A 13,468-nucleotide genomic window follows, 5' to 3' on the forward strand; every position below is an offset into this window, starting at 1 on the left:
CGCCTTTGTAAGGTATTAGTCTTCTGATTTAATGACGGTTTCTTCACCTGTGCCAAGCATGGTTGCTAACCAACGCCCCTCATCACTGGCTTCTAGCGCTATTTTTACAATCATGGTTAACGGCACTGATAACAACATACCCACAGAGCCTAATAACCAGCCCCAAAATATTAACGATAAAAACACCACTAACGTAGAAAGCCCTAATCCTTTACCCATGTATTTTGGCTCTACAATATTACCCATTACGGTATTTATAGTTAAATAACCCGCGCCAACGAGGCCTGCCACTAAAGGACCTTGAGTAATAAGCGCCAGTAACAGTGCTGGCACAGCCGCTATGATTGAACCAATGTTAGGAATGTAATTAAGCATAAATGCCAGTACGCCCCATAGTACAAAGTAATCAACATCGAGTATCCACAAGTAAAAACCAGCAATTACACCGGTGGCTAAACTTACTAGGGTTTTAATGGCCAAATAAGAGTTGATAGAGTCTAAAAAGCGGTCAATTTGCTTAATTTTACTGTCGGGGTCGTCTAGTGCTAAATGTATTTTTTTACCAAGTATGGGCCCTTCAAACAGCATAAAAACAACCGTTAAAATAATTAAAAACATATTGGCCATTACGCTACCTAAGCCGGTTAACATATTGGTGGCAACATCAACCATTTTACCGGGGTCGAACATAGACAAAATTTGTTCTTTATTAATTAAGATATTGTATTGCGACGCCATATCAACCAGCCATAAAAATTCTTCTTTTAACTGTGCTTTGTATTCAGGTAACTGCTTTGAAAAGTCATTAACCGACTGCCCCACTAAACCGCCTAAGCTGACACCTAAGCCCATAATAATAAGCACCACAAGCACAACCGCTATGCCTTTTGGAATACGGTAGCGAGCAAAAAAATTAATGAGTGGGCTACAAATAATGGCGATGAATGCTGCCAAAATAAACGGAATAACAATAGCACTTGCGGCTTTAATGCCCGCCAATACAATGACCAACGCCGCAAAAATAATTAAGCTTTTATTTACCCCAGTTAAACTTGCCAATACTCTTATCCTATTACTGTTATTTGGCTTTAGTGTAAGGCAAAACCCAATAGAATGAAATGTTAAAGGGTCTGTTGGCCTTTCAAGATTAGATTTGCAGCCGTCTTTTTGGTATTAAGGCAAGGCAGAGCCTATGTGGTGTGGTTGTTCCCCATAAATAGGCGATAACGCAGCATTAATGCCAAACAGGCGCTGCCCTTCGGGTTCTGTCTAGGGGCAATTTACTCTTTGTTGCTCGGTTTTGACTTAGCCCACTAGGTTACAAACCTCGCGCCGCGATTAAATCGCCCCTAGTTTGAACAAATATTAATCCGCAAAGACCAACAGACCCTAGGTGATCATAATAATGATTAGTACGTATAAATTTGCAAATCGTTGAGCTGGAGAGTATAAATTTTAAACATCCCGCTTTATTTATAATTTTGGAGTTGCAATGCATATATTTTTTACAGGCGCCACGGGCTTAATTGGTAGGCACCTTTGCCCTTTCTTGTTGCACCATCACGACATTACGGTACTAAGTAGAAACCCAACCAAAGCTAAAGTGTTGTTAGGCCACAGAGTAAATGCTATTAGCAGCTTAGACGATGTCGATTTTAATACGGTCGATATTGTCATTAATTTAGCCGGCGAACCTATCGTTAATAAACGCTGGAGTGATAAACAAAAAGCAAAAATACGCGATAGCCGAATTATTATTACCCAAGCCATAAGTGATGCAATTAGTCAATGTCATACACCGCCACATACGTTTATTTCAGGCAGTGCAATAGGCTATTATGGTCGCCAAGGTAAAACCCAAGTTGATGAAAACAACACAGAACCACACGATGAATTTAGTCACCAACTTTGTAAAGATTGGGAACTCGCTACATTAAAAGCTGAGTCTGACGATACTCGTGTTTGCTTACTTCGCACAGGTATTGTACTGGCTAAAAAAGGCGGCGCACTTGGAAAAATGTTGCCTGCATTTAAGCTTTGTTTAGGCGGGCCAATTGGCAATGGCGAGCAAGGTATGTCGTGGATCCACATTGATGACATGGTGCAGCTCATTTTATTTTTGATTCGTAATCAAGATATCTCTGGTGCTATAAATGCAACTGCCCCGCATCCGGTGAGCAATAAACAATTTAGCCAATCATTGGGTAAAGCATTGTCACGCCCTGCCTTTATGCCCATGCCTGCAGCTGTGCTCAATGTTTTAATGGGAGAAATGGCAGATCTACTTACAACAGGCCAATTTGTGGTGCCTAAAAAAGCATTAGAAAATAATTACCGTTTTCACTTTTCTGAAATCGATGCCGCATTAAAAAGTTTAGTTTAACGAGAGGTCTTAAAGGGTTAAGATTGTAGCGAGGGAGTATAAAGTTAATACTTTTTACTCCCTTGCTATTTTAGTGTTACTACCTAATAATGAGTTAAGCGTTATTTCTTATTCAGCTAAAAGAGCAACTAAAACATGCTTCATTTACCCACATTAATTAGCCTCTGTTTTATTCTTAACTTGTTTATTGCGGTGTTCTTTTTTTCTGTGTATTCATATAAAAAACAACCTAGCTTTTTATTTTTTGCTACTGCCTGCTGCTCGTTTATAACTGCAATTGCCCTAATTGGTTCAAGAGGGCTGATTGACTATCCACTTTTAACTTACTTTTTTGCTTACCTATTTATTATTTTAACCCCACTCCTGCTTATTTTAGGGTTAATACCACAAAGCACGGTACCTGCAGTAAAGCTAACGCCTTTATATTATGCCTGTGCTATATGTTGCACATTGCTACTTGCTGCGTATCTCATTGATGCGGGGCAAATTATTACCAGTATTATTACTGCCGTATTATTTAGCTACGCGGCCTATTTAACGGTCAAAACCCCCAGTGTTGCTAAAGTACAGCAACGACTACTAATTGCCTGCTTTTCACTACACAGTGTAGTAATGCTGTTGCAAGTTGTACTTCTTGTTTTACCCTACTTTAGCCAAATTAGTCAGGCGAACTTAGCCGCGGGATTACAACTATTATTGGTCTCGCATTTATTTTTAACCACAGCCAGTGCATTAATTCTGCCGTTTATTGCTTTTGCCAATGAAGAATCAAAACTAATAAACTTAGCGAATCACGATCCGCTCACACAATTATTAAACAGGCGAGGCTTTTTCCGTCTGTGTAAAAAAATAACCCACACTGCACCGCTTGACAGCAGAGTGTCGTTAATTATGCTCGATATCGATCTTTTTAAACAAGTGAACGACCAATATGGCCATGAAATTGGCGACGAAGCAATAAAGTGGATTGCACAACATATTAACGAATTGTTTTTTGAAGCAGGCATTACCGCTCGAATTGGCGGAGAAGAGTTTGCTATTTTCCTTAACCAAAAAAATCTTACTCAAGCAAGGCAGTTAGCCCAAAAGCTATGCAAAAGTATTGATCAATATCCCTTTTATTTTAATGGTAATAGCATTGCACTGTCTGTTAGTGCCGGAGTAAGTAGCGCACTTATTCGCGATTTAAATATGCAAGCGCTGCTATTACAAGCTGATAAACGCCTTTATCTTGCCAAAGAAACGGGTCGCAATAAAGTTGTTACTCATGATGAAAAAAGCGCACTCATGAATAGCCCCACTGCTATTATTTAATTTAGTAATAAAAAAAGCGGGGTCAAACCTGACCCCGCTTTATAATCAAACCAATTAATTTATTACTTACTGATCCAAGGTGTTACTTTAACTACCTCGTTAATATCAGCCAATACTTTGGTGTCGTTTTGCCAGTTGTCTGTTACTTCAAAATAACACACTGATTTTTCGCATGTTATGTGCTCATCATCAAATTGTTTAGGCGCATTAAAAGTAACAACCACCCCTATTTGCTCAGGCAGTAAAAACCACATTAGTTTACTAACAAAAAAGCCCGACAAATCTGTTAAAAGCGCTTCAAGCTCATTATTAATGGTTAATAATGATTGCTTTGAAAAGGTTAGCCCTTCTAGCTCGTTGGCCTCTATTTGAAGCTTTAACTGACAATCATGAACCGGATTTTTAGGCTGAACCACAATCACCGCTTTGTCGGTATCGAGCTGCTTATCATACGGTAATAACAATTGCGCTTTGTCGGTGTAATTAAGCGGGTACTCATTTTTTTCAGTTAGGATAGTGCCGCTTTTAATACTACACACCTCATTTGTACCAATATCGCTGATATAAAAGTTTACACGGGCGTATTGAAAATCACCTTTGTTTACTACTTTTAACCGGTCGTAAAAACCGTCATACGACATAACAAACTCTTTGGCATAGGCGTTATTTGCCGCTATTGATAAAAAACAGGTCGCTATAGTCGTCACTAATTTTAATACTGGTTTATTCATCAAAGTACGCTCGGTTTTGATTGATCATCGTATTTAGCTCTTCAATGTACGCTTCACCACGCTCTGAGTAGGACATCAGCCCAAGGGTTAGCTTAGTCGCCTTAATTGGCTTTTGCTGTGCGCGTAAATCTTCACGTATACTGCGTAATTGTTTATAAGCATTATGTGTATTAATATTTCTAAAATATGACGTTACTGCAGCGCGAACCGATTTAAATGCAGCCACTTCATGCTCGGCTTCATTATTACGTCTTCTTGGCACCATGCCACAGCCTTTTTTGTAGCACCATTGGCCAAAAAAATTTAAGCCTATTTGGGCAAAGCGAGAGGTACCCCATGCCGACTCATTAGCTGCTTGCATTAGCGCAAGTTCTTTAGGAATAATATCTACACGGCGCAGCGCTTGAGTTAGTGTAAGCGTGTCTAAGGTTTCAGGTAAGCGGTATAATTTAAGTATTTTTTTAATATCGCTCGCTTGTTTTTTACTTAACGGCTCGTCGTGTTCTAGCATCATGCGCGCAATTTCAATGTTTGCACGTTGCTGTAAAATCTTTTTGTTTTCGGCTTCTACATGAGGCTTAATGAAGTTAAAAAACGCATGCTTTTTCTCTTTTACATCGGTGTATTCTGAGAATTTTGGCAACTTAACATTGTGCAATGGTTTTTCTTTCTTCTTTTCTTTTTTAATGTCGTCGGCACGTGTTTGTTCATCTGAAACAAACTCATCAGTTTGTATAAATGGATGAGTAAGTGCCCAAATAACAAGGGCGGCTAACAACAACTGAAAAATAGTTTTTAACATGTATTATCTCAATTAAACTCTAAGTTATGTATGGTGTAGTCACATACATACGAACGCTCATTATACCTAAGCCACTTTATAAACGCGAATACCGAACAACTGAATAAAATTCATACGCCTATTGTGAGTTATTTATAATATACTAAGCGTTAAAGTCGTAGATATAGAGATAGGTTGTGACATGGATAAACAGTGGCAAAATAGAATAATTGAACAATATAAGCACCGCCCAAACGATAACCGCTCTCCTTGGCAAATAGACCGCTCTCGAATTATTCATGCTGCAGCATTTAGACGCCTTCAAGCCAAAACTCAAATAATGGGTATTGGTTTAAATGACTTTTATCGCACACGTCTTACCCATTCTTTAGAAGTATCGCAAATAGGCACGGGCATATTACGTCACTTAAAAGCCCAGCACCTTCGTTTTGAACATTTTCCATCAACCGGATTACTCGAAACCTTATGTTTAGCTCACGACATCGGCCATCCGCCCTTTGGGCACGGCGGAGAAATTGCGCTTAACTACATGATGCGTGATCATGGTGGGTTTGAAGGTAACGCACAAACGCTACGAATAGTTGCCAAACTAGAGCCTTACAGTAATGGCTATGGCATGAACTTAACAAGGCGCACATTATTAGGGTTTATAAAGTACCCTGGTTTTATCAACCAGCTGTGGTACAACATTCCCAAAGTAGATAAACAACGCGCGTTTATAAAAGCCGACGACTGGCGACCTGCTAAAGGCATTTACAACGACGATGCACCTATATTTAATTGGATCATTGAACCACTAAGCCAAAATGATAAAGCATTATTAACCAGCCAAAATATTGTAGATTCATACCGAGCTAAAACACGCTATAAATCTCTCGATAGTGCCATTATGGAACTGGCTGATGACATTGCCTATGCCGTACACGATCTTGAAGATGCCATAGCCACCGATGTATTAAGCCTAGACGATTGGTTAACCCATGCATTGCCGCACTTACAAGCACTCAACTATGATTGGTTAAATACGCTACTTAAATCACTTACAGAGCGATTATTTTCAAAACACGAACATGAGCGCAAAGATGCCATTGGTGAATTAGTAAATACCTTTATTATCCATATTCATTTAGACATACAAAACGATGCCTTTGAATGCCCTATTTTAAAGCACACCGCTAAATTAGATCAGCAATACCAAAACGTATTACAAATACTTAAACATTTTGTATTTCAACGCTTGATACGCGACCCACAAATGCAACAAATAGAATTTAAAGGGCAAAATCTGCTTATTGAACTGTTTACCGCATTTGCCAGCGATCCAATGCGGTTATTACCCGAAACCACGCAAGCACTTTACCTAGAAGCCGAAAAACACCATCAAGGCATGCGAATTATTTGTGACTACTTAAGCGGTATGAGTGACGAATACGCTTATAAAACTTATCAACGGTTGTTCTCTCCCATACAATAAAGTAGTGAGCCTAAAAAAAGCCGAGTCACTTAAGTAACTCGGCTTTTCGTTAGCTTATAAAGTCACATTAAAGTGATTTAATGCCCATGTTGTAAAGCGTAAAACCGTACATGTCGGCATAAAGATCAATAATTTTACTGGTTGGTGTACCTGCACCATGGCCTGCATTGGTTTCAATACGAATAAGCGTTGGGTTAGTACCCGCTTGCTTCGCTTGAAGCTCTGCTGCAAATTTAAATGAATGCGACGGTACAACGCGGTCATCATGATCGCCTGTAGTGATCATCGTCGCCGGATATTCAACCCCTGCTTTTACATTATGAATTGGCGAGTAGCCTTTTAAGTAATCAAACATTTCTTTACTTTGGTCGCTTGTACCGTAATCGTATGCCCAACCAGCGCCCGCTGTAAAGGTATGATAACGAAGCATATCCAATACACCTACCGCAGGTAACGCCACTTGAAATAAGTCAGGTCGCTGGGTCATTACGGCACCGACTAATAACCCGCCGTTTGAACCACCTCGCAGTGCTAGGCGCTTTTTAGAGGTGTATTTTTTATCTTGTAAGTATTGTGCGGCGGCAATAAAGTCGTCAAATACGTTTTGCTTTTGCAATTGCGTACCTGCTTTATGCCACTCTTTACCATACTCACCGCCACCACGAATGTTTGCCACTGCGTATACGCCTCCTTGCTCAAGCCAAGCCGCTGTTGTAGAGCTAAAGCGAGGTGTTAAGCTTATATTAAAGCCACCATAGCCATATAAAATAGTTGGGTTGCTACCGTCTAATTTAATATCACTTTTGTAAGTAATAATCATCGGTACTTTAGTGCCGTCTTTAGAGGTATAAAATACTTGCTCTGAGGTGTAGTTGTCGCTATTAAAATCAATCCCTGACTTACGATATACTTTTGACTCACCGCTTTGTACATCAAAGCTGTAAGTCGTGCCAGGGGTTTTATAGTTAGTAAATGAGTAATAAAGCGTAGTTTGCTCTTTTTTACCGCCAAAGCCAGCCGCCGTACCAACGCCTGGTAAACTAATATCGCGGATCAATTCGCCCTGCTTGTTGTACTGCTTCACTTTAGAGATAGCATCAACCATGTAGTTGGCAAAGAATGTGTTACCGCCAAGCGTTACATTAAGTACGTTTTCGGTTTCTGGAATAAAGTCTTGCCAGTTTTCAGGTTGCGGGTTGCTTGCATCAACCGTCACTACTTTTTTATTTGGGGCATTTAAGTTAGTAACCAAAAATAGCTTGCTGCCTTCGTTATCAATCACGCTGGTATCAGAGTCGGTATTACCCACTACGGTAACAAACTCGCTATCTGGCTTAGTTAAATCTTTAATAAATAATTTATTGCCTGAGGTCGATACGCTAGCACTAATAAACAAATAGCGGCCATCTTTGGTCGCTTTAGCGCCCACATAACGGTGTTTTTGCTCAGCGGTATCGCCAAATACTAGCGTATCCTCGCTTTGGGCTTGGCCTAATTTATGGTAGTACACTTTATGTTGATCAGTTTTTGCAGAAAGCTCACTGCCTTCTGGTTTGTCGTAGCTTGAATAATAAAAACCATCATTTGCCAACCAACTTACGCCACTAAATTTAACATCAACCAGTGCTTGCTCTACTTGCTCTTTGGTTTCGGTGTCTATAACAATGATTTTACGCCAATCACTGCCACCTTCCGATATTTGGTATGCTAACAATGAGCCGTCTTCTGAAAATGATAAGCCCGACATTGAAGTGGTACCATCTTCACTAAAGGTATTAGGATCTAAGAAAATCTCAGCCTCGCCGCCGTCTTTACTGCGGTATAAAACGTACTGATTTTGCAGGCCATCATTTTTGTAAAAATAGGTGTAATCACCTTCGGTGAACGGCGCGCTGATTTTTTCGTAGTTCATTAACTTTTCAAGGCGCTGCTTTAACGTATCTCTGTACGGTATTTGCTCTAAATAAGAAAAGGTTAGGTTATTTTGTGTTTTAACCCATTGAGCCGTTTCATCACTCATATCATCTTCTAACCAACGATACGGATCAGCCACATTTTCACCAAAGTAAGTGTCAACCACTGTGCCTTTTTTAGTTTCAGGGTAATTTAGATAGTTAACTGCTTTCATCGCTGTTTTTACTTCATTTTGAGTGGTGTTTTCTGCAGGTTGTGAACAACCCGCAAGTGCGATTACAACCGCACAGGTCAGTGTTTTTTTTAGCATTGTTATTTTATTCCCTTGTTGATAATCACTCTAAGTTATTAACTTTTACTGCTTTTGTCTATTAAGATGCGGTAAACGTCATTTATCGCTGTTAACCTGCGCTTAGTTACGCTTAAATACTTTAATGAACAACGTTAAAACACCAATAGGCTAAGTAATGACAGAAACCCAATCCTTTACAAGCTTTAAACGCTTTTACCCTTATTACTTAAAAGAGCATCGTAATCAAACCTGTCGTAGATTGCATTTTATAGGCAGTAGTTTAGTACTGTTACTAACAGGCTATGCGTTTTTTAGCTCACAACTTATGTTGTTATGGTTATTACCAGTGATTGGTTATGGCTTTGCGTGGGTTGGGCATTTCTTTTTTGAAAAAAACCGCCCTGCTACATTTAAGCACCCGTTGTATAGTTTATGGGGCGATTGGGTAATGTTTAAAGATATGCTCACAGGTAAAATCAAATGGTAAATGGCGACTTACGCTACAAGCTACTCAAATACTCCACCTGCCACTGTAAATAAATTGTAGATTGAATGTAATTCAATTGACCTTGGTTGTAAAAATGGTCTACCTTGACAATAGAAATTTCAATTAGTTCATTAATAATTGAATTACCTGTAGAGCATTGAATGAGGGAAACTAATCATGCAACTAAAACAGCTATTTACAGCAAAAAAAACCATTACACTCAGTGTTACCATTGCACTACTTGGATCCTGGTCGGTAAATGCCGCACAGCAAGACACACAAGCAGAAGAAAATATTGAACAAATTAGTGTAATTGGCTCTCGCCGACTCGGCCGCACAGTTGAAGACAGCCCAGTTCCGATTGATATCATTAGCGGTGATGCCCTAAAAAGTTCAGGGCAAACTGAAACCAATGCACTACTGAGCACTTTATTACCAAGCTTTAATTTCCCTCAGCCATCAATCACCGATGGCAGCGACCATGTGCGCCCCGCTCAACTGCGTGGCTTAGCACCTGATCACACCTTAGTGCTCGTCAATGGTAAACGTCGCCATAGTAATGCACTGCTTAATTTAAACGGTTCAACCGGTCGTGGGTCATCATCGGTTGATTTAAACGCTATTCCAGCCAATGCCATTGAGCGAATAGAAGTATTGCGCGACGGTGCCGCAGCGCAATATGGCTCAGACGCTATTGCCGGTGTGATTAATATAGTCCTTAAAAGTAATAGCAGTGGCGGCAGCCTAGGTGCTGTATATGGAGCAAACATAACTGAAATGCAGGGTGTGCCTCAACTAGAATCCGTTTCTGAAGACGCCAATGGCAACTTAGCCTTTAATGAAGGCAGCGACCGCTCGCTGACCGACGGCCAAACCTTAACCCTGCAAGGTAATATGGGGTTTGAATTGGGCGATAACGGCTTTTTAAGTATTTCTACTGAATATCGCGATCGTAGCTCAACGAATCGCTCTGATTATGACCAGCGCGAAAATTACGCCCGCCTACCTGATGGCTCTCTTGATCCGCGTGAGTTCACATGGGATCGTTACAATCATAACTTTGGCAATGGCACCGTTGAAGACTTTGCGCTGTTTTATAATGCTGGTTATCAATTAACTAACGATGCCGAGCTCTACTCGTTTGGCTCTTACAGCAAGCGTGAAGGCGAGGGCGGAGGTTTTTATCGTCGCGCACAAGACAGCCGTAACGTAGCAGATATTTATCCTGATGGCTTTTTACCGGTGATCACCTCAGATATTGACGATTTTTCGTTAGCACTTGGCGTAAAAGGTTTTGCTAATGAATGGAATTACGACGCTTCTGCTGTATACGGCCAAGATGCCTTTAACTTCGGTGTTATTGATAGCTTAAACACCTCATATGGGCCTAGCAGTCAAACCAGTTTCGATGCCGGTACACTTACTTACGATCAGCTGACTATTAACCTTGATTTTAGCCGCGAGATTGATGCTGACTTTTTAGCTAGTGGAATTAACGTCGCAGTGGGCGCTGAGTATCGTCGTGAAGGCTACGAAATTCAAGCAGGCGAAGAAGCCTCATACGCACAAGGCACTTTTGGCCCTGGTGGCGCAGTAACCGATCCAGTTAATGGCCCATTTGGCTCTGCAGGTTCGCAAGTATTCCCCGGTTTCACACCTGAGTCTGCGGGTGATAACAGCCGCCATAACGTTAGCCTTTACGTTGATTTAGAAGCCTTTATTACAGATAACTGGAACGTTGCCGTCGCAGCGCGTTACGAAGACTACTCTGACTTTGGTGATACGCTTAATGGTAAAATTGCTACCCGTTATACGCTAACAGAAGATTTAGCATTACGCGGCTCTGTATCAACCGGCTTTAGAGCGCCCTCTCTGCAACAACAATATTTTACTTCAGTAGCGACCGTGTTTGTTGATGGTATTCCAACACAAACAGGGACGTTTGCCCCAAGTAGTGATGTAGCCGTTGCATTGGGATCACCGGGCTTAGATGCAGAAGAAGCCACCAACTATGGGGTAGGTTTTACCTGGTCAACCGACTTTAATTTCAGCTTATCTGTTGATTATTACCAAATATTAATTGATGACCGTATTGTGTTATCAAATAACCTGTCGGGCGCAGGTGTAGCAAGCTTACTTGAGGGCACAGGGGCTAACCAAGGGCGGTTTTTCTTAAACGCGATTGATAGCAAAACCCGTGGCGTTGATGTGGTTGCCTCTTACAACCTAGTGACCGATAACTACGGCGATGTAGCGTTTAATTTAGGCTATAACTACGGCAAAAACGAAGTGACCAATATTATTGCCCCACCCGCTGAGCTACAAAGCGTAGGTGTTGAACAAGATAATTTGTTTTCGGGTAATGAACTGCGCCGTTTTGAAGTAAGTACCCCGCGTAATAAATACAACCTAAGCGCTACATGGACACTAAACGAATGGCGTACCACACTTCGCAGCACTCGCTATGGTGAAACACAAGACCCATCAGAAATTCCAGAGCGTAACGAAGTGCTCAAGCCAAAGTGGATCACCGACTTAGATGTTGCCTATTCACTTAATAACAACATTACTCTGAGCTTAGGCGCGAATAATGTGTTTGATGTATACCCAGATCCAACTCGTGATTTAGTGAGCGATGTAACCACTTTCTCTCGTTTGTTCTCTTACTCGGGCTTTTCGCCATTTGGTTTTAATGGCCGCTATGTTTACGGCAAAGTTGAAATGAAATTTTAAGCTGCAGCTAAAAACAAAAAGCCACACTATTTAGTGTGGCTTTTTAATAGATTAGGGTCTGTTGATCTTTCAAGGTTAAATTTGCAGCAGTCTGTTTGGTATTTAGGCAAGGCAGAGCCTATGTGGTGTGGTTATTCCCCATAAATAGGCGATAACGCAGCATCAATGCCAAACAGGCGCTGCCCGAAGGGTTCTGCCTAGGGACGATTTACTCTTTGTTGCTCGGTTTTTACTTAGCCCACTAGGTTACAAACCTCGCGCCGCGATTAAACCGCCCCTAGTTTGAACAAATTTTAATCCGCCAAGGTCAACAGACCCTAGAACCCGATTAAATTTTAGTTAACCAACCGTGTGTATCTTCACTTTTACCCCATTGAATATCGTTCAATGCTTGACGTAAACGTGCTGTTGTTGGCCCTGGTTCACCATTACCCACTTTGTATTCTTTATCGTTATGGATAAACGTACCTACTGGTGTTAATACTGCTGCAGTGCCTGAAAGTGCTGCTTCAGTGCCTGGTTTTGCTGCACGCTCTAAAAGCTCAGTTACGGTAAAGTTACGCTCGCTTACCGTCATTCCTAAATCTTTCGCAATGGTTAAAATACTATTACGAGTAACACCATGTAAAAAGGTGCTGTCGAGTGCTTTAGTAATTATTTCGTTGCCATCAATTAATATAAAGTTGGCCGCGCCGGTTTCTTGCACATCGCCACCTGGGCAAAATAAAATTTGATCCGCTTTGTATTTAGTGCGCGCTGCTGAAATTGGTCCTAATGCACTGGCGTAGTTACCACCACTTTTGATCATACCCATATGCGGGGCACAGCGCATGCCGTCTTCTTCTAATAAAACACGTAACGCGGTAGCGCCACCTGAAAAGTAATCACCCACTGGCGATAATAAAGTGTAAAGCAGTGAACTCATTGAAGGCGCAGCCGCTTTGCCAATGGCAGCTTCAGTACCAATGTGCGTTGGGCGAATATACATAGAACCAGGAGGAAGCGGCGTTTCATCGGCGTATTCACGAACAATATCGATGATCATTGTTTTTAGCATCTCGCCATCAACCGCTGGTAAACTTAATAATTCAGAACTTTGCTGCATACGTGCAATGTTTGCATCCATTCTAAAAATATTTACTGAACCATCTTCATGGCGAAAGGCTTTTAACCCTTCAAAACATGTACTTGAATAATGAAGAACGTGTGCACCTGCATGCAACTCAAGCTTATCGCAAGGAACGATTGAGCTTTCGCCCCACTGATTGTCAGAAAACTTAGCTTGAATCATCTGCGGCATAAACACAGTACCAAATGCGGCCATTTTTATTCTCTCTT

Annotated in this window: 10 protein-coding genes; 5 read left to right on the forward strand and 5 right to left on the reverse strand. The window is 41.1% G+C overall.

Annotated elements, in window-relative coordinates:
* Window positions 1–15 precede the first annotated feature (15 nt).
* Window positions 16–1,059, reverse strand: a complete 1,044-nt coding sequence (locus tag MTN97_RS03400; RefSeq protein ID WP_248473689.1) for an AI-2E family transporter — start codon at window positions 1,057–1,059, stop codon at window positions 16–18.
* A gap of 433 nt (window positions 1,060–1,492) precedes the next feature.
* Between MTN97_RS03400 and MTN97_RS03405 the strand changes: the two genes are divergently transcribed.
* Window positions 1,493–2,383 carry a TIGR01777 family oxidoreductase gene (locus MTN97_RS03405; protein ID WP_248473690.1) on the forward strand — a complete coding sequence of 297 codons (891 nt, stop codon included), beginning with the start codon at window positions 1,493–1,495 and terminating at the stop codon, window positions 2,381–2,383.
* Between the two features lie 135 nt (window positions 2,384–2,518).
* A complete protein-coding gene (locus MTN97_RS03410) occupies window positions 2,519–3,697 on the forward strand; it encodes a GGDEF domain-containing protein (RefSeq protein ID WP_248473691.1) in 1,179 nt (392 codons plus the stop codon).
* A gap of 62 nt (window positions 3,698–3,759) precedes the next feature.
* Here MTN97_RS03410 and MTN97_RS03415 read toward each other — a convergent pair whose 3' ends face one another.
* Window positions 3,760–4,428, reverse strand: coding sequence for a DUF2987 domain-containing protein (locus MTN97_RS03415; RefSeq protein ID WP_069439552.1), 669 nt, complete (start codon window positions 4,426–4,428; stop codon window positions 3,760–3,762).
* Window positions 4,421–5,230, reverse strand: coding sequence for a glucosaminidase domain-containing protein (locus tag MTN97_RS03420; protein WP_036982462.1), 810 nt, complete (start codon window positions 5,228–5,230; stop codon window positions 4,421–4,423). The genes MTN97_RS03415 and MTN97_RS03420 overlap by 8 nt, the downstream gene beginning before the upstream one ends.
* A gap of 181 nt (window positions 5,231–5,411) precedes the next feature.
* On the opposite strand from MTN97_RS03420, the gene MTN97_RS03425 reads away from it, so the two are divergent.
* Window positions 5,412–6,704, forward strand: a complete 1,293-nt coding sequence (locus MTN97_RS03425; protein ID WP_069439553.1) for an anti-phage deoxyguanosine triphosphatase — start codon at window positions 5,412–5,414, stop codon at window positions 6,702–6,704.
* A 67-nt stretch (window positions 6,705–6,771) separates the two neighbouring features.
* Here MTN97_RS03425 and MTN97_RS03430 read toward each other — a convergent pair whose 3' ends face one another.
* Window positions 6,772–8,928 carry a prolyl oligopeptidase family protein gene (locus tag MTN97_RS03430; RefSeq protein WP_069439554.1) on the reverse strand — a complete coding sequence of 719 codons (2,157 nt, stop codon included), beginning with the start codon at window positions 8,926–8,928 and terminating at the stop codon, window positions 6,772–6,774.
* A gap of 157 nt (window positions 8,929–9,085) precedes the next feature.
* Here MTN97_RS03430 and MTN97_RS03435 point away from each other — a divergent pair, with 157 nt between their 5' ends.
* Together MTN97_RS03435 and MTN97_RS03440 are read left to right on the forward strand one after the other, a co-directional pair.
* On the forward strand, window positions 9,086–9,397 hold the full coding sequence (locus tag MTN97_RS03435) for a DUF962 domain-containing protein (protein ID WP_036982453.1): 312 nt from the start codon (window positions 9,086–9,088) through the stop codon (window positions 9,395–9,397).
* Window positions 9,398–9,574: 177 nt separating this feature from the next.
* Window positions 9,575–12,130: a TonB-dependent siderophore receptor gene (locus tag MTN97_RS03440; protein WP_248473692.1), complete on the forward strand. Its 2,556-nt coding sequence runs from the start codon at window positions 9,575–9,577 to the stop codon at window positions 12,128–12,130.
* Between the two features lie 328 nt (window positions 12,131–12,458).
* Here the strand turns inward: MTN97_RS03440 and MTN97_RS03445 are convergent, their stop codons facing one another.
* The gene (locus MTN97_RS03445; protein ID WP_288369064.1) at window positions 12,459–13,460 is read right to left on the reverse strand and encodes a branched-chain amino acid aminotransferase; all 1,002 of its coding nucleotides are present in this window, start codon (window positions 13,458–13,460) and stop codon (window positions 12,459–12,461) included.
* Between the last annotated feature and the right edge of the window lie 8 nt (window positions 13,461–13,468).

The organism is Pseudoalteromonas sp. 2CM36K, assembly GCF_023161865.1.
In the GTDB taxonomy this organism is placed as follows: domain Bacteria; phylum Pseudomonadota; class Gammaproteobacteria; order Enterobacterales; family Alteromonadaceae; genus Pseudoalteromonas; species Pseudoalteromonas tetraodonis.

Coding starts and splice junctions, on each gene's coding strand:
- MTN97_RS03435 (WP_036982453.1), top strand. CDS start 9,086: ATGACAGAAACCCAATCCTTTACAAGCTTTAAACGCTTTTACCCTTAT.
- MTN97_RS03430 (WP_069439554.1), bottom strand. CDS start 8,928: ATGCTAAAAAAAACACTGACCTGTGCGGTTGTAATCGCACTTGCGGGT.
- MTN97_RS03415 (WP_069439552.1), bottom strand. CDS start 4,428: ATGAATAAACCAGTATTAAAATTAGTGACGACTATAGCGACCTGTTTT.
- MTN97_RS03405 (WP_248473690.1), top strand. CDS start 1,493: ATGCATATATTTTTTACAGGCGCCACGGGCTTAATTGGTAGGCACCTT.
- MTN97_RS03440 (WP_248473692.1), top strand. CDS start 9,575: ATGCAACTAAAACAGCTATTTACAGCAAAAAAAACCATTACACTCAGT.
- MTN97_RS03425 (WP_069439553.1), top strand. CDS start 5,412: ATGGATAAACAGTGGCAAAATAGAATAATTGAACAATATAAGCACCGC.
- MTN97_RS03420 (WP_036982462.1), bottom strand. CDS start 5,230: ATGTTAAAAACTATTTTTCAGTTGTTGTTAGCCGCCCTTGTTATTTGG.
- MTN97_RS03410 (WP_248473691.1), top strand. CDS start 2,519: ATGCTTCATTTACCCACATTAATTAGCCTCTGTTTTATTCTTAACTTG.